18 protein-coding genes and 2 pseudogenes are annotated in these 23,711 nt (G+C 30.7%); 17 read left to right on the plus strand and 3 right to left on the minus strand.

Going from position 1 to position 23,711, the window contains the following annotated elements:
* The first annotated feature begins 356 nt into the window (after positions 1-356).
* The gene (locus ACRDBA_RS17515) at positions 357-896 is read left to right on the plus strand and encodes a transposase family protein (protein WP_438574220.1); all 540 of its coding nucleotides are present in this window, start codon (positions 357-359) and stop codon (positions 894-896) included.
* Here the strand turns inward: ACRDBA_RS17515 and tnpB are convergent.
* Positions 844-1,044: pseudogene (gene tnpB / locus ACRDBA_RS17520) on the minus strand (IS66 family insertion sequence element accessory protein TnpB); the annotation flags it as partial. The gene ACRDBA_RS17515 and the pseudogene tnpB overlap by 53 nt on opposite strands.
* A 1,355-nt stretch (positions 1,045-2,399) precedes the next feature.
* Positions 2,400-4,043 carry a nucleotidyltransferase family protein gene (locus ACRDBA_RS17525; RefSeq protein WP_438574221.1) on the minus strand — a complete coding sequence of 548 codons (1,644 nt, stop codon included), beginning with the start codon at positions 4,041-4,043 and terminating at the stop codon, positions 2,400-2,402.
* A gap of 886 nt (positions 4,044-4,929) precedes the next feature.
* Between ACRDBA_RS17525 and ACRDBA_RS17530 the strand changes: the two genes are divergently transcribed.
* From ACRDBA_RS17530 to ACRDBA_RS17565, 8 genes and pseudogenes are all read left to right on the plus strand, one after another.
* Positions 4,930-5,949, plus strand: a complete 1,020-nt coding sequence (locus ACRDBA_RS17530; protein WP_438574222.1) for a hypothetical protein — start codon at positions 4,930-4,932, stop codon at positions 5,947-5,949.
* A gap of 251 nt (positions 5,950-6,200) precedes the next feature.
* The gene (locus ACRDBA_RS17535; protein WP_438574223.1) at positions 6,201-10,646 is read left to right on the plus strand and encodes an S-layer homology domain-containing protein; all 4,446 of its coding nucleotides are present in this window, start codon (positions 6,201-6,203) and stop codon (positions 10,644-10,646) included.
* A 158-nt stretch (positions 10,647-10,804) separates the two neighbouring features.
* Positions 10,805-10,978, plus strand: a complete 174-nt coding sequence (locus ACRDBA_RS17540; protein WP_438574224.1) for a hypothetical protein — start codon at positions 10,805-10,807, stop codon at positions 10,976-10,978.
* Positions 10,979-11,058: 80 nt separating this feature from the next.
* Positions 11,059-11,184: pseudogene (locus ACRDBA_RS17545) on the plus strand (hypothetical protein); the annotation flags it as partial.
* A 70-nt stretch (positions 11,185-11,254) separates the two neighbouring features.
* Positions 11,255-12,178, plus strand: coding sequence for a 3'-5' exonuclease (locus tag ACRDBA_RS17550; RefSeq protein WP_438574225.1), 924 nt, complete (start codon positions 11,255-11,257; stop codon positions 12,176-12,178).
* Positions 12,179-12,317: 139 nt separating this feature from the next.
* A complete protein-coding gene (locus tag ACRDBA_RS17555) occupies positions 12,318-12,524 on the plus strand; it encodes a hypothetical protein (protein WP_438574226.1) in 207 nt (68 codons plus the stop codon).
* 13 nt (positions 12,525-12,537) lie between these two features.
* Positions 12,538-13,581 carry a Fic/DOC family protein gene (locus ACRDBA_RS17560; RefSeq protein ID WP_438574227.1) on the plus strand — a complete coding sequence of 348 codons (1,044 nt, stop codon included), beginning with the start codon at positions 12,538-12,540 and terminating at the stop codon, positions 13,579-13,581.
* A 386-nt stretch (positions 13,582-13,967) separates the two neighbouring features.
* On the plus strand, positions 13,968-14,921 hold the full coding sequence (locus ACRDBA_RS17565) for a hypothetical protein (protein ID WP_438574228.1): 954 nt from the start codon (positions 13,968-13,970) through the stop codon (positions 14,919-14,921).
* Between the two features lie 849 nt (positions 14,922-15,770).
* Here the strand turns inward: ACRDBA_RS17565 and ACRDBA_RS17570 are convergent.
* The gene (locus ACRDBA_RS17570) at positions 15,771-16,094 is read right to left on the minus strand and encodes a helix-turn-helix domain-containing protein (RefSeq protein ID WP_438574229.1); all 324 of its coding nucleotides are present in this window, start codon (positions 16,092-16,094) and stop codon (positions 15,771-15,773) included.
* A 216-nt stretch (positions 16,095-16,310) separates the two neighbouring features.
* Here ACRDBA_RS17570 and ACRDBA_RS17575 point away from each other — a divergent pair, with 216 nt between their 5' ends.
* From ACRDBA_RS17575 to ACRDBA_RS17610, 8 genes are all read left to right on the plus strand, one after another.
* Positions 16,311-16,559 carry a hypothetical protein gene (locus tag ACRDBA_RS17575; RefSeq protein WP_438574230.1) on the plus strand — a complete coding sequence of 83 codons (249 nt, stop codon included), beginning with the start codon at positions 16,311-16,313 and terminating at the stop codon, positions 16,557-16,559.
* Positions 16,560-16,625: 66 nt separating this feature from the next.
* Positions 16,626-17,492, plus strand: coding sequence for a conjugal transfer protein TrbL family protein (locus ACRDBA_RS17580; protein WP_438574231.1), 867 nt, complete (start codon positions 16,626-16,628; stop codon positions 17,490-17,492).
* Between the two features lie 10 nt (positions 17,493-17,502).
* Positions 17,503-17,871: a hypothetical protein gene (locus ACRDBA_RS17585; protein ID WP_438574232.1), complete on the plus strand. Its 369-nt coding sequence runs from the start codon at positions 17,503-17,505 to the stop codon at positions 17,869-17,871.
* Positions 17,804-20,215, plus strand: a complete 2,412-nt coding sequence (locus ACRDBA_RS17590) for a VirB4 family type IV secretion system protein (RefSeq protein ID WP_438574233.1) — start codon at positions 17,804-17,806, stop codon at positions 20,213-20,215. The genes ACRDBA_RS17585 and ACRDBA_RS17590 overlap by 68 nt, the downstream gene beginning before the upstream one ends.
* Positions 20,215-21,354 (plus strand): C40 family peptidase, encoded by a 1,140-nt coding sequence (locus ACRDBA_RS17595; protein ID WP_438574234.1) that lies wholly within the window; start codon positions 20,215-20,217, stop codon positions 21,352-21,354. Before ACRDBA_RS17590 ends, ACRDBA_RS17595 begins: the two co-directional genes overlap by 1 nt.
* Before the next feature lie 393 nt (positions 21,355-21,747).
* Positions 21,748-22,185 carry a helix-turn-helix domain-containing protein gene (locus tag ACRDBA_RS17600; RefSeq protein ID WP_438574235.1) on the plus strand — a complete coding sequence of 146 codons (438 nt, stop codon included), beginning with the start codon at positions 21,748-21,750 and terminating at the stop codon, positions 22,183-22,185.
* Between the two features lie 32 nt (positions 22,186-22,217).
* The gene (locus ACRDBA_RS17605; protein WP_438574236.1) at positions 22,218-22,508 is read left to right on the plus strand and encodes a hypothetical protein; all 291 of its coding nucleotides are present in this window, start codon (positions 22,218-22,220) and stop codon (positions 22,506-22,508) included.
* A gap of 3 nt (positions 22,509-22,511) precedes the next feature.
* Positions 22,512-23,702, plus strand: a complete 1,191-nt coding sequence (locus tag ACRDBA_RS17610) for a ParM/StbA family protein (protein ID WP_438574237.1) — start codon at positions 22,512-22,514, stop codon at positions 23,700-23,702.
* Positions 23,703-23,711 lie beyond the last annotated feature (9 nt).

Consider the following 23,711-nt stretch of genomic DNA (forward strand, 5'->3'; position numbering starts at 1 on the left):
TCTTGGAGTGTATTTTTAACTAGACATATATCTTGTTTTTGACTTATTTTGCTACTTATAATCTGCCCATTAAAACCATCCATAATAACTGATAAATATAGAGGAGTATCCCCTATTAGAAGATAAGTAATGTCCGTAAGCTTTTTTAGATTTAATCCATACAAAGAAGGCATCTACTAAAGATTGCATCGTCAGTTGACGTTTATTAATTAAGATATTCCTCTGGTGAAAGCTTACTAAGTTCTTTCTCAAGTTTGAAAGTAAGCGATTAACAGGTTCTTTCCAAATTTAATTGAATTTAAAGCAACGGGGTACACTGAAAGTATCTACTCAGCTCAGGAGGGATAACTTTTAGTATGGATGATTTTATAAAATTACTAAATCCAAATTTGGAATGCATAGAGCATAAGATAAAAGCCGAAAAACAAAAATGTCTTATAAATACACGTTCTAATAAGAAAAATTTAACATGTCCCTATTGTGGAGCTATTTCACATCAAGTTCATTCTGTTTATCAGTGTGAAGTACAAGATCTCCCCCTACAAGGGATGAGAGTAATCCTTTTACTAAATACAAGAAGAATGTTTTGTAAAAATCCTGAGTGCTCTTATACAACATTTGCTGAAAAATATGACTTCATATCCGTTAAAGGGACAAAAACAACACGATTAATAGAATATATTCTTGATACTTCCAAAAGATTAAGTTCTATCAGTGCTACAGCATTATTAAAAAAGAGTACTATTAAGACTTCAGAAAGCAGCATTTGTGATTTACTTAAAAAAATGCTATCTCTAGTGGATAAATCAACCATTAAAAATATTTGTATAGATGATTTTGTATTTAGAAAACGTTACTCTTGCGGAACTGTAATGGTAGACTTGATGATTGTTTAGGATAGATTTTCTTAACAGCTTTTGGCTGAGCTATAGCTAATCCTTCCATTAACCATCTGAATTGCTCCGTGGAGATGTTTTTGATTTCAGATTCATTGAGTGGCCATTGATAGCCACAACTCTCTGATATTTTATATAAAAGGATGAATCCATCCCCTTCCTAGATAATTGCTTTTATACGATCTGTAAGTTTACTGAATATTGTGGAGTGACAGATAATACAAGAAGTGTAAAGAAGTTTCTAAAAGTGATAACATGGGGTCTGTTCAAATGGCTTAATAGAAGAAGTCAGAAGAGGAGTTATACACAAGAAACTTTCTTTAATGGGCTATTAAAGACTTATCCATTATTAGAACCGAAAATAAGCGTAAGCTTATTCTATAGATGAAATGTATTATGAAGAGCCGTATGCCTTAATAGGGCACGTACGGTTCTGTAGAGGGGTATGCACGGTGACGTGCATATCTACTTAAGAAATATACTTGGATATGTATCTTTGCAAACTACTCAAATATATGCATAGATGTCTCAAGAAACCGTAGATAAAAAACTTAGAGAATGGAACCAAACCTGGTTTGGAAATGAATTAGATATTACTTTAGTAACAAAGAATAATGTACCTGAATTCTTATTGAGAAAGTAAGAATATTATTTAAGATTTTAGTAAGAAGAATGCTGCAATATTCAACAACTATAGCATTCTTCTCAAATAATAATATTACTTGGATAATCCATGTAGCCATGGGCAATATAAATTCTATCAAAATCTGTTGCATCATTAAGCATCTGCAAGCATCTTCAAAATAGAGGCTAATAACTTAGGCTTCATATCTTCTGATAACTCAAGCGAAATATCATCTACTTTAAGTATCATTGTTGGAATAAAATTAGGTGATTGTGAAATAACTGTTTTATCAACCGGAACAGTATTTAATGCAGCGACTCATATTTTTCGCTGCTAATAATAAAACCTTTGTGGATCTATATCATTTTTCTGGCACCATGTTTTAACATGCATGCCACTATTAAGGGACTCTTTAATAATAGGAAGCCAGTGAAATACTCTATGCTCTTGAGTGGACTTTTTATACTCATAAAGTACCTCATTCATAGTTTTTGAAATAACTTGAAAAATTATGAAAAGTTCAAAATTAAACTTTTTAAAAGTCTTTCAAGTACTAACTTAGTAAGATAATTAGCTCATAAGTAGAGTGTCTAGATAATGTACCTATGGTTTACCGTATACAGATTAGCGATACTAGGAAAGTTCCAAGAGATTCAAAGGAGGTGACTCAACAAATAGCTCTTATCCTATAATAAAAGTCTTTAAAATATTAAAAATTCCTCAAGATGTGGGTATGAAAAAGTAACTGTGATTCTCAGGAAGCTAGATATGTTTATCTAAATAAATCGGTGACTTCTTTATGCTGAAACTAAAGTTTCTGAAAAGGGAACTTTCTATACTGATTAAATGAAATAATTATTCATATCTCATAAAACTATTTATTCTAAAAGTTGTATTTTACCATATGTGGTTATATCAAAATATGGATAATAAATATTACTCCATGTAAAAATACTATTTACATCCTCGAATGTTACAGCAAATCTAAACTCTTTTGAATTATTAGGTTTTAATTCGATTAAATTCCAAGACAAATTTAATTTAATTTGATATTTTTCTTTTTCTACTATTATGGTATAGTTTATTTGGTCTTCATCAAAAACTACTAATTGATTATTTATAAATATTTTTATTTTTAAATAAATTAAATCATTTTTTTCTATTATCTCTAAATTAAAACAAAAATGTTTAAAACAAGCTTGTTCAGTATGCTTATGATCAGATACAAAATAGAGGCAAATTTTATCCTTTGCATTAATTATATCTTGTACTTGAGTTATCTTTTTTTCTATATTAAATACAAATCTTAAATACTCTTTATTCCAACTTGTATTTCCTTGAATTCTTGTATTATTTATACATTTAGTATACCTCACTTGTTGATTAAGTCTAAAGTAGGTTTTTTCTGTTAATTTAATATATTGTTTTTTATCTTCAAATAAACTATAAACATTTTCACAAATGCTATTACTTTTATTAATAACTTTAGCTGTTAAATCTTCAGCATTATTAAAAATTAGATCATTTATAGGATATTCTATAAACATTTTGCAAAAATTATGTGAAAAACCTATTTTTTTTTCATTTGTTTTATTTATTAATAAATAAATAATTTCTTTTGGGATTATTGATTTGTATATATGATTTATAATTTTAAAAATAAATGCTAATTCTAATTCGCACTTCCAGTCTTCTACATATTGAATAATGTAGTTCCAATTAATACTAGTTGTATTTTTTTTAATAAGTATTGCTATATCGTGTAACAAACTTAAATTAACAGTGCTGTTAATTATTCCTTTTTTAAAACCATAAATAATATCAATAATATAATGCTTATAACAGTGCATAGCTAAGAATATAATATTATCATATATATTAAGAATTTTTATTTGTTGATTATTAATATCATAAATAGTACATCTTTCAATTAACTTTTTAGTTATATTTCTTTCATTATAATCTATTTCAAACATCCATTGTACTATAGGAGATACATGGACTTCTAAAAATATCTGGATAACTTGAGTATTTATAATTTTTTCTATGTATATAGGAATTAAATGATGATCAAAAAAATATTCTTTTTTAGCATTTTCAATTAATTGGTGATCTATTTCTCTTTCATTATTAATTTTATAGCCTAGCTTTTTACATAAAAACATAAATTCATCTAAATCTTCGAAGTTTATTAATATATCAATATCTCCACTTCTTCTTATTCCTGGATTTTTATATAACTGTTTTGCTAATATTATTCCTTTTAAAGGTATAATATTTATATCCTTTTCTCTAGCTTTATTAAGCAATAAAACTAGTTCATTTTCTAATAATGTGTTGAAATATATTTGATTAAATATCTTTAAATTTATTGATAAATATTCTTCAGTATTTATTTCTTTAATTTTTTCTTTTAATAATAAATCTATCCCCATTTTTTTTAGAGTACTTATATAATGTTCATTATTTTTATCTAAATTGCTATCTATAAAATGTTCTAAATTTTCCAATAAATCATTCAATTGATTCACCTCTTAAAATTTATTAATATTATTTTAAATATTCTAAATAATATTATCATTTTTCTGTTTTTTTTTCAACACTTTATATTTCAACAAAAAAAGTTTACAGGAATGAAGTTGAAAGTTTTATACTAGATATTCATTTCAAAACTATATAGGACTTAAAAATGATAAAATAAAAATAGATGTTTTGGTCCAGTTTAGTGTGTTATCTTTACCAGCTCCCTTTAATTTGGTCACTTTCTGCAATGAAAAGAATGCTGCAGAAAGTGACCAAATTAAAGGGAGCCATTTTTTAGACACCTTGGGACTGTCTGCCCCAATACCCCGATTGGGGACTTGCCCCCAAACCCTGACTTGCCTTCGGCGACACTCGGTGTGACCGTACCCCCTACCATATGGTAGGGAGTAAGATAAAAGTGTGAGTAGCTAGAGATGGCATTATAAGGTAGTATTTTAAATTTTTCAGAAAGGCACTAAAAATTTTAAAATCTCCACCTTTACAAGCCCTGTAAATACTAGACTTTATGTGATTTGTTGTGAAAAAACTTAATGGAATTAGTTGAAGGGTTTAACTAGATGATTCTAGGCGTGTGCTTATGGTATCTTAATAGGTGACTACTGTCAAAAAAGTTCTTGCAATATACAGCGTGTTAGTTCAAGTTAATAATAAATATAAAAGTGGGTGTAGAAAGAGGGGAAAGAATTTGGGTTAACTAAATTAATTAGTAAACTTATTGAAAAATAAGAAATCTATAGTTAACTAATAGAAAAATTAAAAAGAATGATAAAGTAATATAAGATATTATAAAATGGGGTGTACTAAGTTTACTAATTAACCTATTAATAAATAGAGATTTTATAGTTAACTAAAGGAGGATGAAAAATGGCGCAAGAAACATGGGGATTAAAATTAGATGCAGAACTTAAAGAGAAAGTACAAGATATTATCAAAAGTGATTTTGAAAGTAGTAAGGATTTTTTAGAGCAGCTTGTATCAACTTATGAACTTAATAAAATTAAGCAAGGAGAGAGTGTACTAACATCAGAGGTTGAGGAATTGGAAAGCTTGACAAGACGTATAAATGGCATATTTATTAATGCAAATGCTAGAGTTAATACTATGCTACGAGATAAAGATGTTCAAGCAGAAAAGCAAGTAGAGTTAAAGAGTCAACTAATAGAAAGACTACAGGTGAATATAAGCAAGTTAGAACAAGAAAAAGTAGATGCAGCTAATAAATTAAATGATATTGATAAACTAAATGAAGAATATAAGGAAGAAATAAAACATTTAACAGAATCCAATCAGACACTAAATGCATTAGTAACAGAATACAAAGATAAAAATGATACTCTAGCAGGGTTATTGGCAGAATACAAAGAAGATGGAGAAGATGCTAAAAAAGTTAGGGTTGAAAATAACGAACTTAAGGATAAGTTATATAGTGCAGAAGATCAAGTTAGTAAATATGAAAATGAAATATCTAGGTACAAAGAGCAGCTAGTAAACCAAGAAGATAGGTATAAGATGCAGCTACAGGATAAAGCTAATAATTATAATGAGAGTATTCAAAATATAGAAGCAAAGTTACAGGAGCAAGAGAAAGCGCATAAAGAATCCATTGAGCAGGTAGAGGAAAGGAATAGGAAAGAACTAGAGACAGTAAGGCGAGAAGCCGAAGTCGAAGCTAACTTGAAAATACTAGAGTTACAACAAGAATATCAAAAGAAAATACAAGATATTCAAGAAAGACATAATATAGAAATAGAGCAGTACCAAGGTAAGTACAAGGATTTATTAGAGAAGTTAGAAGAAAACAAAGTTAGTACAATAGCTACTCCTAAAGGTAGCAAAGGTACTACTAGCAAAAGTAAGAAAAATCAAATCAAAACTGAAAGCTAAAAATAAAGAAGCTAGGAGTTAACTCCTAGCTTCTTTATTTTTTTATGTTGATAATCTGTTTGAATTAAGTATACAATTGGGGGGTATCATGAGATATTTAAAAAATAAATTTTATAAAAATAAAATTAGCTCTGTTATTCAATAAAATCCAAGAGTGGAAAATGTAGAAGTAGGAAAGAAGATTGACTAATACGAATTTGTCGTGTATATTTTAAATTAAGTACTTTGTCGTTAAGAAAGGGGTAATTAATATGAAATTAAAGAAAAGATTAGTGATGGTATTGGCAGCTAGTATAGTGGCTACTAATATTCCAATTTATGCATCAATAAGCGTTAATGAACTAGACACAATAGTAACTTATACAAATGTAGGCTTAGCTTTAGAACCCGTATTTGAAACATTAAATGAGGGAACATATTTTGAAGCTAGTGAAACATACAAGGAATTTAAGGGGAGAATAGATGGAATAAAGACAGGGAAAGGAGGTATGAAATTTAAGGAGTTTGAAGATTTTAAAGTGGAGATTGAAGCGGATACTTCAATGAGTGTTATGGAGAAATTGGCAATAATGAAAGGGTTTCAGGATAAATACGGTAAAAAAATTTATGATGACCGTCAAAGTACATGTGAGGATGATGATACTGGCTATGGTGTCGAGGTGGTTAGTACTAAATTAGGTACTAAGTATGAACATGCACTTAGATTTAAAGATAGTAATGGTAGTGAATTTGGAGTAAGTGACATTAAGTATACAATTAGTGGAGCGGCAAAACCTAAGTGCGCAGTCATACCATCTATGACAAATGATAAATATATTACAGGTATTATTGGTGCCAATATTGTAGTTTTTGATGTTAATGCAGGTGTTGTTAGTAGTGAACTTAGGTTAGCCCCTACAGCAAGTGATAGCTATATAACTCATACAGCTAATATTACAGCCAATGCTATGAATTCATCTATATCAGCTAATGGGGATGCAGTATTTTATACAGACAGTTACACAAAGGATGCATCATCAGGAGTATATACATATAATTTATATAGAGTAGATTTTGATTATTCATCAGGTGGATTAACATTAAATGAATTGTATGAGGGACCTGAGAAGGTGAATCTTATTTACAATAGAGGTACTTTTAATTTAGGTACTATGGGTTATTACATAGCAAATAGTGAGAATAGATTTGGTGCTTATGATTTAAATGATAGTAATGAAATAAAAGATGCGATAGCTGCATTTGATAGTTCAAAAGCATTTGCGTATTCAGGGCCAGGAAATAATCGTATCACACTAGATGAAGTTTTTGGGGTGTTAGCAAAATCTACGAATAGTTATGACATATACAGTAGAGAAATTATTGATAAGGTGTTTCCATCATTTGTAGATAGGTTAAAAGATGCTAGTGACCTAATGGATATGGGGGATGTGATACCGAGTCCGGATGTGGATAATCCAGTTATTACATCTATAGTTAAGAGTCCTACAGATTGGACTAATAAAACAGTAACAGTAACAGTAACAGTAACAGCTACTGATGATAAAGGGTTAGCAGCGCAACCATATTCGTTTAATAATGGGGTTACATGGCAATCAAGTAATTTCAAAACTTTTATGGGTAATGAAACTTTCACTTTGGTTGTAAAGGATGCTACTGATAAGATCACACAACAAGAAGTTATAGTTGACAATATAGATAAAGACATGCCAGTTATTAATAGTGTTACAACAGACCCGATAAGTTTTCCTTCAAATGATACAATGGCAACTGTTATTATTGATGCAGTAGATATTACGTCAGGAATAAAGGAATATTCATTTGATGGTGGGGTGACTTGGCAAGGTGACGATAAAAAGACATTCACAGAGGATACTTTGGTTGATATTCAGGTGAAAGATAATGCAGGAAACATTACGAGTTATGGGAGTCAAATTAATATTGATATTAAAGAACTTACAGGGATCACAATTAATGGGGGAGATAAGGTAGTAATGGCAGGTGAAACTATACCTGTTGACTATACATTAATTACTAAAGCAGTTCCAACGGTGAGTTGGCAAGTGCATGATTCCTCTTTAGCTAATGTGGATAGTAGTGGGAATGTTACAGGGATACAAGTGGGTGATACTCAACTGACTATTACGGTTAACGGGACAAATATTAGTCATACGGTAAATTTAAAAGTAGTACCTTTTGAAAAATCGGTTACATATTTTGATATTGTTTTAGATGAAATCACTTTGAAAGTTGGTGATAGAGAGGGAATAGATTATGTAATAAATCCAGAAGATGCTACTAATAAAAAAGTGAATTGGACAAGTACGGATAATTCTATTATCTCTGTCGCAGGAGATAAATTAGTAGCTATTAAAAATGGTACAGTAGTGGTAACGGGTACTACTGTAGATGGGGGGTATACAGATTCGATTATAGTTAATGTAGAGGACACTAAACAAGTTCAATCTATTGCTATAGCGGATATGTCCGGAATTAAATTAGAATACAATCTCAACGAGCCATTTAGACCACAAGGAGAGTTGATTGTAACCTATACAGATGGTACTACAGAACTGATTAAAATTCAGTCAAATCATGTGAGTAGTTTTGATACATCTATAGTTGGTATGGGAGTTGTAGAATTGAATTATGGGGGTAAATACATTACATATGATATAGATGTAATTGAAAAAAATACTCCTGTTTCAATCACGGCGATTCCTAATACAACACTACCGGATAGAAGTGTGAAATTATCTGTATCTGTTACAGGAGATTTCTTAGAGGTTATAGTTCCGAGTGGTGGAAAGATATATACAGATATATTTGATTATAATATAACTGAAAATGGCACCTACACATTTAGTGTAATTGGTAAAGATAGTAAATCAAGAGACTCAGTAGTGGTAAATGTTGATAATATTGATAAAGTAGCACCTTTAATTACTTTTAGATATGATATGAATACGCCTGAAACATCACAAGTAAATGTAATTGAAAATGGTTCAGGACTAGATTCATTAGTGCTGCCGTCCGGTAGCATTGTAGCAAGTGTTCCGCATATATTTGATATGACACAAGAACAAGGAACATTTATGGCTACTGATAAAGCAGGGAATGTATCAGCAAGTAATTTGTTTGTTTCTAATGTAACAATAAACTATGGAACAAGTACATTTGTTGGAGTTGAGGGTATTCCTACAACGTGGACAAATAAGCCTGTAGCCGTATCGGTGGGTGCTTTAAATAAGATTGAAGGTGTATTGAGTGTTGAGGTAAATGGTGATAAGAGCAAGGGAGAATTAAAAACAGTTAGTGTTGATAGTGATAATATAACAACAGGATCGGCACTTAATTTAGCGATAGGGTCGACTGATACTGTAATTAATACAAAGAATGTAACGAAGAATGGGACTATAACATATACGATTACTACACCTACAGGGCAGCATACAGATAGTGCTGTAGTAGATAAATTAGATTTTGTTGCACCAATTATTGAAGCTAATGTTTTGGGAAATATGGTTTCGTATGCTGTAAGAGACGATTTATCGGGAATCAGATATATTTATTTACCGAATGGAGATGTTATTGAAAATACACAAGATAAAATAAGTGATGGAAATGGAACATTTAGTGTAGATGCTAACGGTAACTTTGAAATTGTAGTAGAGGATTTTGCAGGGAATATTACAACAAAGATTATAACAGTTTCTTTTGATCCAAATAACCCATCAACAAATCCGCCGGAGATTCCGCCAGTAAGTCCACCGGAGATTCCACCAGTAGACCCTAAGCCTCCGACAGGCGGTGATTCAGGAAATGGTGGATCAAGTGGAGGTGGTGGTTCAAGTAAGCCGTCAATCGACAAAGAAGTTGAAGATGCTAAGAAAGAGTTAGATAAGCTAACTCCATATGAACGTATAGAAGCGCAAAAGAAGTTATATAATGCTATACCATTTACGGTATTAACTTCAAAATATGATTTAGCCAACATACTTAAAATAAATGCAAACTTTATAGAAGTGTATGAGCAGGATATGGAAAATGGTGTTACACGTCTAATTATTGATATATTAGGTTTAAAGGTTTCATCGGATGTTTTATTTGACAGCTTGGAACCTGTTAATAATAAGTTTATGGATATGGGTAAGCATTGGGCTGAACTAACTGTAGATGAAGTTAAAAATATGGGATACTTTATTGGAACTTCAGTAGACAAATTCTCACCGAAATCAGGACTTACTTTTGCAGATACTTTAACAGCTTTAGATAGAGTTTTATTAAATTATGATATCTTAGAAGTTAAGAATCCTAGAAGCTATGTAGAAGAATTATACAGCAATAAAGACCATTGGGCTTATTATAGTGTAAACTCAATCGTATCTAAGTTAGAGAAAGAAACTATCAGAAAGATCATGATGGCACATGAATATTCTGATTTAATCACTAGAGAAGAATTAGCTCAAATTATATTTGAAGCTACATCCGGAAAATTAATTCAAGACGTAGAAATACCGATGAATAGTTTTGATGATGTGAAAGATGTTAAGTATATTGATGCAGTAACATATTGTGTAAGAACAGGCATCTTAATCGGGGATAATGTAGACAAATTAAATCCACAGGAAAATCTTACGAGGGCTGAGTATGCTACAATTATTTTAAGGCTTAATGAAGCATTAAGCCGACTTAAATAAATAGAAATGGCGTGGTATAGGGGAATCCCTAAATCACGCTATTTTTGTTTGAATAAAGCTAGAGAAATTACATAATAGGTTGTTTTATTTAAATAAATATGGTATAATAAAATAAATAGGAAGTGGAGTGAAATTTAATAAAAGGAGATAGAGCAGTTATGAAAGATACAAAAGAATTAAGAGAAAAGAAAGTAAAAGAAGCTTTGGCAATTAACTCGTTAGATGCAAAAGAGCCTACGGAAGAATGTATGAAGTTATTAGAGGATTATGTAGAAGGAAGATCAACAATAGAAGAAAATAAAGCTAAAATAATAGAAAAATACACTAAGTAGATTTAAAAGAAATCTCTAGAAAGAATGGGCGGAATGATGCTGAAAATCAGAGTTACCTATGAAGGTGAAAAAAAGAAGAGGTAAACAAATTAATAAATGATTTAGAAAAAATAGGATATGACATTTCGAATCAATCCAAGGTTTATAAAGGACGAGGAGCGTCCAAATATAACAATATATATATGGATATTAAGGAAAAGGATTAAGTATATGAGTCTACTACTGTTGAATCGCCTTATGTAGACCAATCCTTAATAGAGGGAGAGGAATTCTAAGATGGAAGAATACAAAAGATGGAATGACGTGCCACAGCATTTTAAAAGTCAATCTTATTGTAATAAGGAAAGATTATCATTAAAGGGAGTTAATGCAGTTGCTAGAGTATACCAAAAGATTAATAATACATGGATTGATTTATATGATATAACTCAATTAAAGTCTAAAAAACCATTAACAGAGAAGCAAATACAAGCAAAAGAAAAAGCCCAGGCTACACGGAGGGCAAATTATACATGTGGAGTATGTGGTACATATAATACAAGGACAGTTGATAGAGAAACTAAGGTATGTGTAGAATGTAGAGGATGGTATACAACAAGATTAAACGAGTTAATTAGATCAAATGAAGCTCTAGAGGAAAGATTATCATGGTCAGAAGAAGAGAAGATTAATGGATTTGTTATTTTAGATACAGAAACAACTGGATTGTATCAAGATCATGAGGTTATAGAGATTGCGATAATGGATCTGAAAGGGGATGTGCTTTATAATAGCTTAATTAAGCCTACAAGAAATGTTCCAGATGATGCTATACAAATACACGGGATTACGAATGAAATGGTAGCAGAAGCCCCTACAATAGAAAATGAGATAGATAAAATTGATGCGATTTTACAAGGGAAAGTTATATTGGCATATAATTCAGAGTTTGATAGTTATATGGTTTATATTAGTTTAGCTAAGTATGGAATCAATAGGGAGTTTGCTTGGTTATGTGTAATGAAAAATGAAATGGAAATATGGCAATCAGATAGATTTATTTCATTAGCAGCAGCATGTTCAATGGAAAAGTGGCAGCAGGGACATAGAGCATTATCTGATTGTCAACTAGTGTACCAATTAGTTACAGATAGAGATTGGATACTAAATGAAATTAAAAATAATAAAGAAGAAATAGAGGAAATGCAGAGTAAACTTTAAATTATTAACTGAATGGTTGGAAGAAGGAATTAAAAAATCATGATAATAATTGTATTATTAGAGGTAGAAATTTCTTAAGGAGTGAAAATCAGTAAAGCCATTAGTAAAAACTTATATCCATATTAGATAGGGGATGAAAATGAGGGTAGCAATTTGTAAAACTAAAGAAGAATATCAAAAAGCATTAGAAAGACATAAAGAACTAGAACTAGAAAAAGAAAATATAGAGCAGGAACTTAATGTGTTAGAATGTTGCATAGAAAATTATGAGGAACAGAAGAAAATTTTTGAAGGAATATCATCTTTACTAGAAAAAAATGAAATACAAGAAAAGATAAGTAAATAGATCGGAGGATAAAATGAGTGATCTATATGTTTACGAGGGTACTAATGTACTAAAGAACAAATTTGAAATAAAAGATAGAGAGATACTTGAAAAACTTGAGACGGAATTAACTGTACATAATTTACTTAATGTAGATGAAAAAGTAAAATGTGCGGAAGGGAAATTTAATTTCGAACATTTAAAGAAAATACATAAACATATTTTTGGAGATTTATATGATTGGGCAGGGCAGCCAAGAGTTATAGATATATATAAAAATGAAGTTGTACTAGATGGTTTATCAGTAGAATACAGCCATCATAAGATAATCGAAAAGGATATGAAAAAAGCAATAGATGATTTGAATAGTATAAAATGGGATAGGCTTAGTCAGGAGCAAATCGTAAAAGAGTTTACACCAAGAATTGCAGCAATATGGAAGATACATGCCTTTAGAGAGGGTAATACTAGAACAACTATGACTTTTGCGTGTCAGTATGCAGAAGCACATGGATTTAAATTTGAAAAAGAAGTTTTTAGAGAGGGTAGTGGGTATGTAAGAAATTCCTTAGTAATGGTAGCTATAGGAGAGTATGCAGAACCTAAATATTTAGAAGGTAAGATAAGAGAAGCCCTTGGAAAAGGACAAGAAGAGAAGCTGAAAGAGAAATATTTAACTCAATTATTAAATAGAGAAAAAGAAATTTTAAGATTTATTAGATATAAGATTCAAGAGAATCCAAGTATTGAGAACATAGATAAATTAATAGGATATGCTCAAAGTAAGGTCCAAGAATCTAATAGTGACAATGTTGTAAAATATAAAGATGATCTAAATCTATTCAAACAAGGGAAAAGTATATTAGAAGGTGTAGAGAAGCGAGTTATTAAAGAAGCTTTTTATAAAGAAATAGGCGTACACTTAGATGATTCTACGACAGAGAAGATAAGAAGATTAAACAAGAAAGAAAATATGTTTCATTGTAGTATAGCGTTGAGGAAATACAACGGATGTAATCGAGATATAGTTAAGGACATAATCAGGTCATTAACCAATATAAAGCAGCATATTAGGTAATATAAAAAGTGGCTACTCTACGTGTAAACTTCGAGTGGCCACTTTTTGTAAATAATTAAATAGTTTGACATACGACTAAAATATTGACTAAAACGAAAAAGTCGTTTAAACTAAAAGGAATCTAATAAGTAGATTTAATCAGACAAAATTAGTTAAAGAAAATAGATTAATGTGGCTTTTACGAATAAAATGTATTATAATTAAGTTAATAAATAAGAACGGACGTGAAAAAGTCCTTAGATTCTATGTTTTGGTCGACGTGAAATCTAAGGACAGCACCAAGTCTTGTGACTTGTAATATTCATTTATGGTTTCATTATAAACCATATAAAATAATATTGCAATAGTTAAAGACTTCCTTTTCACCCGCAAAGAGGAGTTTTTTTATGCAAAAAAAATATATAAAGAGAAGCTTAGATTTACAATTAAGTGATTTTAAAAAATTAAAAAAGTATAAGGGACAGGTCCTTAAATATGTTGAGATATGCAGAATACTTGGTATAGAAGTCTATGCAGGAGCAGAAGCAGGAGGACAACAGCAATTAAACCATATGGTAAAGATGGGGCGATTTGCAGCATTTAAGAAAGTAAAGAACGGGTACATAGTATGCAGCGTTTATTTAAAAGAGCGTGAAATTAAAAGAAAACGTAAGCGTAGATGTAAATTTGCAGATGCAACAAAGGTATTACAATATAACTTAGCACAATCAAAAAATAGTACGGCTGTAATGTCAAAGAATAAGGCGTTAGAGCTTAGTGGCTATGTTAATGAAAATTATAATGTAGCACGAAAAAATATAGAAGAATCAGCAAAAGTATTAGGCGTGGATCAAAATGTTTTAGAAAACTTTTTTGGATACTTTGGGAATAAAATGAAAATGAATTTCCAAAATACAATAGTTAATTCACATGCCATTAAAGAGTTTTCTAATGAAGTAATCATTGCAAAAGGTGGCTGCCATACAGTAGCTAATACAAAGCAATTAGAATCTATTAAAGAAGCTGAAAAGGAAGCATTAGCAAAAGTAAGATGTAAAACTATTGTTGGGGCTTTTATGAAAGGTAAATGGGATAACTTTGTAAAAGTTACGAAAGATAAATTAACAGAAATAGATTATTACTATAATGGGTATAAGGTTTATATTAATCGCAAAGCTGTAAAAACAACAGAATACACTTATTATAAGGCTAAAGCTAATATGCAAATGTTAGTAGAAGAATCTATTTTAAAATCTATTGAAAAAGCTAAAGTAGAAGAATCTAAAAAGATCCAAATTAGAAAATTAATAGATGTGCTTATTAAAGATACGCCCATTGACTTAGTAGAATTATTAGCTTAAGAAAAATAATCAGAATATTTACGACAAATCAGGCTTTCTAGCCCTATTTGTCGTGCCTTAAATTATTATAAGTCTTTTGAAATAGAATCAAAAGACTTATTTTTTTTGCCTAAAATTGTACATTTGGAAAAAATCTTAAAGTAGGCTAAATGATAGAAAAATAAAAAGTATGATTAATCAAAGATAATATGTATCTAAGGCTTGAAAAATAAGGGTTTTATTAGATAAATATGTACTAATAAATTTAGCCAACGTTTTATTATATATTATATTAATAATTAGTAATTTTATTCGATACATTTTTTAGAGAGCAAAGTTAATAATAGCAATGGTTTATCACCTCTAAATCTTATTGTAAAAAACAAAATCGAATAAGGGGAGTATCCCCTCGCCTAATGGCTTCACCCCCTAAACTTACTCTCCGTTCTCCTTATATAGAATCAAGGGTACATAAACGCCCTCCGGTCGCCCCTGATTCTATATATTTTTTATGCTATGCTCTAAATAATCCGACCGACCGAAACGCTTGGCTCTTTAAACTTTTCTCATCAGACGAATTTATCTAGCCTAGCATAAAAAAAACGGCTCACTACCCTATCTAATATTAGAGTTCTCTTTCCTCACTCCCTCACACTTGGCTCTTTTAAAATTACCTCAAATTAATATATATGCAAGATAAAATAAATTATGATGAAATCCTAACATTGAGGGACATTATGATGGGGGGAAAGTGTTTTTCTTTCGCACGATCATAATGTCCCAATCCGACGGAGGAGGCTCACTCATAGAATTAACTCTAGCTATAACTTAGTGTGCAAACAAAAATAAGAGAGTTAGGAACTAACTCTCTTATTTTTGTAAAAATGATTCTATTATTTTATATATTCTATCTTGATCTTCTTGATCTAGCTGCACAAGTAAATCAATTATTTCTTTTACATCATGACTTACAGCTAAGTCCTTTATTTTTTCTACATCAGTATTAAACATTCTCCCTTTGCCAGTTTCAAACCATTCTTTATTTATACCATATACTTCATATAATAAGAAAAGTGTTCTATCTGTTGGGGTTCTTTTTCCCATTTCTATTAGTGAGATTTGATCTTGACTTAAAAATATTTTTTTCCCAAAGTCCTTTTGTGATAATTTGAAATGTTGGCGTACTTTTCTCATGCGTGAATCCAATTTTATCCCTCTTTCTTAACTACTTACAGTTTATATATATTCTTAGTTATATTAAGTTATCCTTTGTATGTATATTTTATGATACACTAACATTTACGACAAAACAAGTAAATATACACGACAAATTCCTGTTGACTTTAACGAATTTGTCGTGTATATTTAAAATTATAAGCAATGTCGTATAAAAAGGAGGTGTAGTAAAATATGACTAATCCATACATACAAGTAATCACATCATTATTTTCGGATGCAAAGGGCTGGATAATGATGATTGTTGGAGCAATTACGCTTTTTAAAGTGGCTCAATATGTTATGCAATACCAAGGTGGAGAAGCAGATGAAAAGGCTCATTCTGTAAAACTTATTAGAAATACGTTGATGATGGGGGGAGGGGGATTTTTCCTTATTTGGTTTGCAGATCAAATATTCCAAGCAATGCAAAAAGTTTCTTAGTAAAATAAAAAAGCCCTTATTATAACTAATAAGGGCTTTTTTTTACATTTAAAAGGAGGAAAACTCATGGATATACTGGATGTTATAGGCAGCACGGGTTCATGGATTGTAGATAAGGTTAATGAAGTATTCTTCGGCTTTATAAATCAGCTTGTAGAAAGCGCATTAGGATGGGCATTTGAACTATTATCAACTTTTCTTATACAAATGAATGACTTAAATAAGTATTTTGATTATAGTTTATATCTTACCTATGCAAAGTATATTGCAGGTGGACTTTTAGTAGTAGCAATAGCTAATGAGGTTTTAAAACAAGTATCAGGAAATATTTATGGTGGAGAACAGAAATCAGTTGGAACGATTACAGGACAAATTATATTTTCAGGATCATTAATTTTTATGCTGCCTTGGTCCGTAGATAATGTATTTATGAAGATTAATAATGCTTTAGTAGGGCTATTGTCAGGAAGTGATTTTGGGGTAGATATATTTACTATAGATAGTTTTACTGATCTATTTAATATTCAATATTTTGGACTATTAGTACCTCTTTTAATGCTGACAATCGCTATTGGGTTTTTAATAATAGGTGTAGTTGGAGCAATCAGATATATAGAGTTAATACTTGCTATTCTAATTGCCCCTATTGTAGCTATTAGTTTTGTAAGAACAAAAGAAGCTATTAAAGTTTGGGTAATTGAAGTAGTTGCCCTTACATTTACCCAAACGATTCATGTATTACTCTTGCATATGCTTATTAAAGTCATGACGGCTAGTGATTCTATAGTAAAACCATTGCTTGTAATAGGGGTATTAATCGTTATGATAAAGGGACCTAAGGTATTACGTCAGTATTTATATAGTACGGGGGCTGTATCAGCAACAGCAGGTAGTGTCGGATCGATAGCCCAAATTGCCGTAGCATTAAAATAGGGAGGAAGAAATGGAAAATAAGCGTAGGCGTTTAGTAAGACATATAGACGGTAGATTGATGGTAGGAAGGCTACCAATTAAAAGTTTTATTATAGTAGTAGTAATTTCTTTAATTATATTTGCTATTTTTATTTCACTTTATACTGTTTTAAAAAGTCCATTTGTATTTTTAGCAGCAGTTATGATTATAGGAATAGTCATATTAGCATTTAGTGAAATTAACAATAAAGAAACAGGAATTGACTTAATAAAAGATATGATACGTTATAAGCGTGAAGGTGAACTAACATTTGAAAGGGGTAATAAAGAACATGAAGCAGCTTATATTAGATGTACTAGGAATCAAATCCAAGGCAAAGAACGAAGATCAGATTTTTAATCTTCCACTTAAGCAAATAGGAGATGTTTGTTTAGGGACAGATGGAAGATACAAATTAATCATGAAAGTAACACCAATTAATGGTGATTTAATGGATAATATAGATATTTCAGAGGTTGCAAATGCTATACAGGGGGCGTTAGCAAGTTATGAAGGGCGATTACAAATTCTTATTCAATCAGAAAAGATTGATATTGATAAGAATATTAATAATATGGATCAGGTGCAGCAATATTTAAATGATGAAACTAAGATTGAACTATTGCAGAGTCAAAAAAACTACCTAATATCAATGAAAAAGAAAATAAAAAATGTCTTAAACTTTTACATAGTAATAGAAACTAAAGGAAAAGATTATGTTGTTGCAGAGCAAATACTAGATGATTATTACTTAAGTATGAAATCAGAGTTAGAAGCCCAGGACCTTTATACTATAAAATTAGAGGAAAAGGACATTAAAGTATTACTTTATGAGAGACTCAACCCTGACTCAGCTCAGGAGCAGCCTATACAGGATGAATGGGAATTAAATCACCTTATGCCTATGAACGCTAAGAGACATAAGGATGGGAGACACTTAGAAGTTGAAAATTATATTTATAGACACTATGCAATAACAAACTATCCTCAGGAGGTGGATAAATATAGATGGCTTAGAAAGGTATTTAACTTTAATGATAGAATTTTTATTTCTATCACACTAACACCTAAAAATAAAGCAACAATTAATGAAGATTTATCTAAAGCTATTAAAGAAATAGGAAGAAAACAATATGAAGCTAAAGAGGATCATATTAAACAAAGATATTCAGCACAAATTGAGTCAGCTAGACAGATGATTCAAGAAATAGGGGGAGATAATGTAAGTCTTTATGATACAAATATTACGCTTTCAGTTGGGGCGAAAGATATGAAGCAGCTTAATAGACTTTCAAGTAATTTATTAGCTAAAATAAGTAGTTCATATTGCCAAGCTACAGAACTTAAGTATAAAGATTTTGAACCGTTTTTTACTACATTACCTTTATTAGCCGATAATAAAATCACTAATAATTTTGTATGGAATTTAACAAGTAAGGATATTGCAGCACTTGTACCCTTCGATTCATCCGAACTCATGGAGGATAAAGGCATACTTATAGGGGAAAATATTGTCTCTAGGGGCGTAGCTATTATAGATATGTATAATAGGGTCTATAATAATCCACATCTATGTATTATAGCTGATTCAGGTTCAGGGAAATCGTTTTGGATTGCTTGTCATATCATAAGGGAAGTTCCTTACAGAGATTATATTATTCAATTTGATGTTGATGGATCAGCAAGATTCCCTTGGGCGAAAAAGTATAAGTTTAGCCCAACGACAGGGATTATTACAAATCCATTCCATATTAGAAATACTACATTAACTACAGATGAACAAGATTCAGGAACAGAGGTTGGGTCCTTCTTAGCTGTAAAAATCATGGACTTAATAACATTCTTTAAGTGGATTATTCCTGAAATGACTTCGTTTGATGAAGCATTACTTGAAGAGGATATTAGGGAAACGTACAGTAAATTTAGTTTAACTTTTGAAAGTAGCCAATTACCAAATGTATTTCCAACTATTAGTGATCTAGTAGCTACTATGAGAGAAAAGGTAGAAAGCAATAAAGAATCTCAAAAAGCGAATGAGAGCAGAGAAAATATGATAGTTTCATTTAAACCTTATGAAAGTGGATCATACTCTAAGCTTTTTAATGGTCAAACTAATTGGGAATATCACCCTCATGTAATACTTGATGTATCAGCATTACCAGAAGCAGTACAAAAACCAATGTATGAGCTTTTGCTTAAAGATACGTGGCAATTCTGTAAATCGCATGGGACTTTAGATAAAATGCCTACTAAAATTACTAAAAAAGTAGTTATTGATGAAGCCCATATTTTTGCAGACCCTAAGAATCAGCAAACCTTAAAGTTTATATCAACAGAACTTTTAAAACAATCGAGAAAGTTCGGCGTATCAGTTGTTACGGCTACACAGAATATAACGGATTTTACATCTATTGAGCGATATGGACAAGCTGTAATAGATAATAGCTTTTTCAAGATATTCTTTAGATTAGGAGAAAATGACCACGCTTTAGCCAAGGCACTTTATGGCTTTAGTGATAAGGAAATGAAGGTTATAAAAGGCAGCACGGCAAAGGGTAAAGGTGGAAGTGGAAAAGGTAAAGGGATTTTCATGGCAGGATCACAAAGGATTTTAATTCAATCTAGGGCAAGTAAAGATGAATTGGAAATAATCGACCCAGTACAATTTGAAGAAATTCACGGTGTAAAGTCAAGGTATATGTAATGGATATATGGTTAGCAGTTAGGCTAGGATCAGTAGCAGCTAAAAATTGGAAAGCTATTTTAATAGGGATTCTTTCCGTTTTAGGAGGATTCATTTGTATTCCAATTTTAATTTTAACGGTACTATTTCCAAGCACAAAGCCCTTAATGGTCCAAGAGTATAAAGAAATATGCCGAGAAGGTAATTTGAATTGGGTCGAGGTTATGGTTTATGATATGGCAAAATATCAAAACGAGTTTGAGAAGATTACTGAAAATGATATTTTCAATTCAGCATTAGAGTTTTATGAAGTAACGGTTAGGAAGTATAGAGAGGAAGAAAGAGAAAGAGAAGTTACTAAAAAGGATAAAGATGGGAACGAGTACACAGAAACAGAGACATATTATGTATGGGTAAGTGTAGGTACAGAAAAGGAATCAGGATCAAGTATCAAGAGCATTATAAGACGGTTTGATTATCCGGTAGAGAACTTTAAACAGATATTTAGTGGAGTTGAGGGGATAGATAGATATGAAGAAACTATTGACGGGACAAACTATAAATATGAAGCTAGTATTCAACGCTTAGAATTTCCAATAGTAATTAATAAATTAGAGGATGATAAAAGACAATGGATAATTGAGGTTATTGATAGTGGTTTAGTTCAGGATATGTTTGGAGAAGAGGGGGAACTTACACCCGAAGAAATAGAGGATATACTTTCTAAGCTACCACAGACAGGGGCTACAAGAGAAAAAATTATTGCTATAGCTGAGAGTCTAGTAGGGGAAATTACATACTTATGGGGAGGTAAAGCTGATCCCCCAACTATTCCAACTGCACTCGACTGTAGTGGATTTACAGATTATGTATTTAAACTTGCAGGAGCCGGAACTATTGGAGCCGGAACATATCACCAATGGGATAATAGTTATCCTATATCAGAGAGTGAAATTCAAATAGGTGATTTAGGCTTTATGAAGCCACCAAGTCAATCAAGTGATTCAAGTCCAAACCATGTAGGTATTTTCGTAGGATATAATGCAAAGGGTGAAATGATGTTCGTTCATTGTGAAGGTGGTTCGGGATCAATTAAAACAACAGCTAAAAGGGCAGGTTTAAGTTACTTTAAGAGACCTTATGTGAAGTTTGAAGAATAACATTAAGTACATTAAGGAATCACTCTAACATATTAATAATAGGTTTAAGTTAAAATAAAGGTGTGACTAAAAACACCTTTATTTTTTTGAAAAAAATGAGTAAAAATTTAAAACAAGTGTTGAAATACTTATACTAATATTGTATAATTAAATTAACAAGCTTTGCACTACTTTACACTACGATATAGTTTATTGTAGTGTAAAGTAGTTTGAAAACATGATCTATCATATAAAAATATATAGATGGAAAAAAATAAACTACAATGTAGTGTAAAGTGGTTTAAATATCTATAGAATAAGTATAAAATAGATATTTAAACATTACAATAAACTATAGTGTAGTGCAATGAAATACATTGTAGTTTTAAGAACTACAAATATGAGGTGTAAGGTATGAAGATAGACACGGTAAATGTAGAAGCTTTTGAAAAAGAACTAAAGAATCTAGGGAAGGATGATGTAATAAAAAAAATAGAAGAACTTTATCAAGTTTATAAGTTATTAGATTCAGATAATGAAATTCAATTTGATAACATACAAAGTCAAATTGAAGAAATTCTTGAAATTTTATTTAAAAATCAATATTCAAATGAACTTATGATTCCATATAGTTTTTTAAATTCTGAAATAGGAAAAGTACTTTTTACTATCAAATATAGCAATACAGAGAAGGTATTTACTTCGTCAGAGGTAGCAGAAATGTTAGGATGCAGCTTGCAGTATATAGCTAAGTTAGTGAAGGAAGGAAAGCTTAAGGGACAAAAGAAGTCAGGAAGAAATTATTTCTTTGAATCAGATGTAGTTAAGTTTATGGAGAATAAAGAAAGATAACATACAAAAGAGAATGAGGAGGGATTTGGCTAATGTTAAATGTAACAGCTAAATATGTAAGTGTTTTTGATGTAGTAGACAAAGAAAAGTATGTAGGCGCTAACATCACAACAAGTAAAAAAAATCAAGATAATACATATACAAATATGTATTGGAAAGCAAGATTTGTAGGAACAGCTAAAGAAAAAGCAAAAGAGTTAGTTAATAAAGATCGTATTGAAATTAAAAATGGTGTGATTGAGAACCAGTATGATAAAGAAAATAACAAGCTTTGGGTTACAGTAATTATATTTGATTTTGAAAAAATGGAGCAGGGGGAATAGAAAATGGCAATGAATTTAATCGTAGGAAATGATAATGGAAATAGTGAACATGATATTATAATTAATGGAGAGATTATAAAGCAGCCAAATGTTCATGCAAAGGTTAGAAGGTTAGCAAACCTAGAAGAACTTAATCCTGAATACATAGCAAAAAATATTCATGATAACCTAATCGTATCAATAGAATCACAGCAGCTAAATAGTGGAACACCAACAACATACTATATTGGAACTTATGCAACTAAAACCGGACAACTTCTTAAGAATATAGAGGTAGGGGCAGATAACTCTAAAATAGAAAGTGATATTCCTTTAGTAAATACATTGGGGCAAATCGCCGGATATGCAGTAAAAAAAGCATATGAAGAAGATCAAGAAGTAGCTTCAATAGATGTAAAGGTAGATATGACAACGGCTTTACCAGTAACACAGTATAGCAAACAAAATGCACAAACATTTACAAATAGATTTATAGGAAATCATTTAGTAACGGTTTATCTTGGAACTAAACAAGTAAAAGTAAACTTAAATATGGAATATGTAAAAGTATTACCGGAAGGCGTACCAACAATATTCTATCTACAATCAAATAAGGATCAGGAAATAGTATTAAAGGAATTTAGTAAAGATTATGGTATCAATATGGAGGATGTTGATTTTAAGAATAAGAGAATACTCCATGTAGCTATAGGGGAAGGAACAACAGAGTACCCATTAACAGAAGATATCGGTTTTAATCCTCACTTTATTAGAGGGACAAATAATGGAGTAGGACATGCTATTAATAGTATCTTGCAAGAGTTTATTCAAGAGAAAAATTTAGGTAAGTTTTCAAGACAAGATTTCTCAACAGCTTTAAGAAATACTAATCACAAGTACCATGTAGATGCAGTAGAGTTTATTCAAGATCCATTAGAAGAACAAGCAACTGTCATATTAGATTGTGCAAAACAAGAGATCACTAAGGCAAATAATGAAGTTGATTATATTTGTGTATATGGTGGGGGAAGTATTTTAATGAAACCTTACTTAAAAGATAAAGTTAGACAGTTCGCAGATAAGACAGATATTAAAGTCCTATACATATCAGACCCTCATTCAGTAGAAGTAGAAGCTAGAGGAATGTACGAGTTTGCAAATTCACCAATTTTCAAACAGTTGAAAAAGGGTTATATCCAAAATAAAAAGAAATAGGAGGATATG

The organism is Clostridium sp. (genome assembly GCF_051654825.1).
Taxonomy (GTDB): domain Bacteria; phylum Bacillota; class Clostridia; order Clostridiales; family Clostridiaceae; genus Clostridium.